The sequence below is a fragment of the Candidatus Eisenbacteria bacterium genome (genome assembly GCA_016867495.1).
Classification (GTDB): domain Bacteria; phylum Eisenbacteria; class RBG-16-71-46; order CAIMUX01; family VGJL01; genus VGJL01.
In genome coordinates this window covers 1-3373 of sequence record VGJL01000239.1, presented here as the reverse complement: position 1 = coordinate 3373, position 3373 = coordinate 1, and the positions used below count along the sequence as shown (strand labels likewise).

Genomic DNA, 3373 nt, shown 5'->3' with positions numbered 1-3373 from the left:
CCCGGCTACTACGTCCTCCACGCATCTTGGGGAATCGGCCGTGTTCGTCTGAATGACGGCGACACATTGGTTCTCGACTTCAAGGAGAGCAAGAATCACAGGATGAAGCTGACCTTGGCCCGTCGCGCGCTCAGCGTCCTGGATCCCGAGGACCTCCGCGTCATCCAATCGGAGGATCCAGAGGCGTTGAAGCGCCTCCTGCGGGAGTTTCCCGCGGATGTGATCGTGCGCGCGCTCCGGATGACGCGCGGCGAGGCGAGCGCTCAAGATCTCCGGCGGACCCTGACCGGACAGGGCATCGTGCCGGCGCAGAGCTGGACCGGATTCTGGAAAGAGGCGCGGGCCGCGATGGAGGACGACCTGCGCCTCGACCTCTCTCAGAGTTTCCGGCAGATCTACCGCCTGCGCGCCGAGAGCGATGACGTGAAAGGCTTGACCCCGCTCCCGATGATCGAACCGCGCCGGGGGGTTCGCCCGAACCTGAATCTCATCCGCAGGTTTCTCGATCAGCACCCGGAGGAGAAGGCGCGCGCGGCGAGAACCTACTCGCCGATCCTCGAGAGGTGGGCGAAGGACGAGCGGACCTCCGCCGAGGACCGGCTGGCGGTGCACCTTCAGCTCCAGCGCTGGCGCGGCGAGACGCGCGAGGACTTCGTGGCGGCGCTCGCGGGCTGCCTGGACGAGAACGTGGAGATGTCATCCTTCGCCGACTCCGCGGACCAGAGGTTCCTGGCCGAGGTCGCGCTCGCCTCGGCGGAGCACTGGAATCGAGGCGTGCTGTTCGTCCTGTCCTCACGCGACGCGTCGATCCGCGCGCTCGCAGTGGAGCGGATGCGGGGCGACCCCGGCGAAGCAAGATCTCAGCTGAGCGAGCTGCTCCACGACCCGGCCGCGAGGCCGCTGGCGGCGCTCTCGACGATCGATCTGACCCTCTCCGAGCCGCCCGAGGCGTGGGCACCCGACCCGTGGCTCGCGGCGATGAGCGCGGCGCTCCTCATCGACACGGCCGCGAAGGAGCCGATCCGCAAACAGGCGCTCGCCTGGCTCTCGGTGACGGGCCCTCTGGCCGAGCGCCTCCGCCAGGTCGATCCGGCGGTCGGCAACGCCGAGAGATGGGAGACTGTGCTCAAGAGGTGGCGCTCGTCGGAGCGCTTCTTGAGGCCCGTCCTCGACTTCCTGTCAGCCACTGGTCACGGGGAACTGGTCGGCGCCATGCGGGCGGCCCACGCGGAGCGCACCGATCGCATCCTCGGCGCGGTCGGAGGGGCCGGGGTGACCGACTATCGGGGCCATCTGATGACGAGAGCGACCTATCAGAGGCTTCTCCACGAGCGAAACGGGCTCGTTTGGGAGCTCAAGAACACAGTTGCCAAGGCGATCCAGAGGGCGCGCGAGTTCGGCGATCTGAGCGAGAACGCCGAGTACGAGTCGGCGAAGATGAAGCAGGCCGACTACGGCAGGAGAGTCACCGATCTGAGCGTCCGGCTCGCGGAAGCGAAGCTGATCGAGAACCTCTCCGTCCCCCTGGAGGAGGCCGCGCCGGGAACCGAGATCGTCGTGGAGGACGTGCTGACGCGCGAGAGGAAGACCTTCTGGATCCTTGGAGAGGGAGACGACTGGATCGCGCAGCACGTGATCTCCTACGCGGCGCCCTTGGGCCGCAATCTCCTGGGGAAGAGGACCGGGGAGAGGGTCAGCATCATCGGTCCCGACAGCGTGCATGAGTATGTGATCCGCGGGGTCCAGAAGAGGCTCCCCGCGAGCGAGGACGCGGCCGAGGAGCCCGAGGTCTCGGAGGTCGAGCTACGCGAGATCGCCGAGGGCATTGCAGGAGAAGCGCCGGCCGGCGGGCCGGATGGCTGATCGACGGCGGTTCTCCGCGGTCCTTTTCGATCTCGACGGCACCCTCGTGGAGACGCGGCGCGACATAGCGTCGGCGGTCAACGCGATGCTCGAGGAGCGCGGGCTACTCCCGCTTCCTGTCGAGAGGGTCGCAGATCACGTCGGCAGCGGAGCCCGAGTGCTGGTCGCTCGCTGCCTCGCTGAGTGCGGCGTCGCTTCGCCGCGACCGGATGAGATCGAGAGCGCATACGAGAGGTTCCACGCGCGCTACCTCGAGCGTCTGCTCGACTCGACGCATGCCTATCCCGGGATCGTCGGCCTGATGGAGCGGATCCGCGCGGCGTCGATTCCGATGGGCGTCGTCACGAACAAGCCGATCGTTCCGACCGAGCGGATCCTCCAAGGGCTGGGTCTCGCGGGGTACTTCGGGATCGTCCTTGGAATGGAGAGCCTGCCGGAGCGCAAGCCCCATCCGGCTCCGCTTCTTCATGCCTGGGAGCGTCTCGCCTCGAACGAGGGGATCGCGGTCCTTGCAGGCGACATGCTGATCGACATCGAGGCCGCCCGCGCCGCATCCCTTCCCGTCGCGGCCGTGACGTGGGGCTACACGCCGCGGGAGGTCCTCGCGGCGGCCGCCCCGGACTTCCTCGCCGATGACGCCGCGTCCCTCGGCGACTGGATTCTGCTCTAAGGGCTCGCCGCGCCGGGGAGCTTCTCGAAGATCTCGCGTTCCTCGGGGAACCGGCCTTCCTTCTTCTTCGAGAAGATGAGCTTGCCGTCCGCGTGGACCTCGAAGACGCCGCCTGATCCCTTGATCAGCTCCGGCTTCACCTTGAGTCTCTTCTCGATGGAGGCCGCCAAACTGGTGGCCTTGGGCAGGTAGTCTCACATAACGCAGTATTCAATCGAGATCTTCATTTCATCCTCCCGGATGGCACCAGACCATGGACCCGAAAGGGAGCGCGGTCGATCAAGTGGACGCCGGCTCTTCGGGAACGAGAAGCCAGCAGAGGACGTAGGCGAGCAGTCCGGCGCCGCCGAGGAGAGCGGCGACCACCCAGAGGACGCGCACGATCACGGGATCGATCCCGAGATACTCGGCTGCCCCGCCGCACACCCCGGACAGCATTCGCTCAGCGCGGGACCGGTAGAGTCTCTTGACGGTTGTCATAGGGCGGAGGATCGCACACGCCATGCGGAGGCGCAACGGCCTCATGGCGCCGCTCTCCAAACCCTCGCGATGGCCGCGCAAGGCGCCTCCGAGCGGGTCAACTTGACCGAAGGGGAAGCAAGCGGCTATCTTCGCCTCATGAGCGGAGTTCGAACGAGTCGGATGATCCCGCCAATCTTGCTGGCGGCCATCGTCCTGGGGATCGCCTGCCAGCCGGAGCGCCGGGACACGCCCTCGGCGGGCGCATCAGAGAAGGGGCGTGAGACGCCCCCTCGAACGCAGGAGGCTCGGGAGCGCCCGGGATTCGTCGAGACAAGCCTCAGGGCCGATCCCGTGCTCATCGGAATCTCCCATGCGGAC

The 3373-nt window shown here is 67.1% G+C and carries 4 protein-coding genes; 2 read left to right on the top strand and 2 right to left on the bottom strand.

Going from position 1 to position 3373, the window contains the following annotated elements; genetic code table 11:
• Together FJY88_12850 and FJY88_12845 are read left to right on the top strand one after the other, a co-directional pair.
• Positions 1-1863, top strand: a 1863-nt coding sequence (locus FJY88_12850; GenBank protein ID MBM3288217.1) for a hypothetical protein, incomplete at its 5' end; no start/stop codon positions are given.
• Complete coding sequence (locus FJY88_12845) at positions 1856-2533, top strand: HAD family hydrolase (GenBank protein ID MBM3288216.1); 678 nt, start codon at positions 1856-1858, stop codon at positions 2531-2533. The genes FJY88_12850 and FJY88_12845, both read left to right, overlap by 8 nt.
• On the opposite strand, the gene FJY88_12840 is transcribed toward FJY88_12845, so the two are convergent.
• Positions 2530-2760 carry a SelT/SelW/SelH family protein gene (locus FJY88_12840; protein ID MBM3288215.1) on the bottom strand — a complete coding sequence of 77 codons (231 nt, stop codon included), beginning with the start codon at positions 2758-2760 and terminating at the stop codon, positions 2530-2532. The two genes, FJY88_12845 and FJY88_12840, sit on opposite strands and share 4 nt — an antisense overlap.
• Positions 2761-2812: 52 nt before the next feature.
• Positions 2813-3013, bottom strand: coding sequence for a PspC domain-containing protein (locus tag FJY88_12835; GenBank protein ID MBM3288214.1), 201 nt, complete (start codon positions 3011-3013; stop codon positions 2813-2815).
• Between the last annotated feature and the right edge of the window lie 360 nt (positions 3014-3373).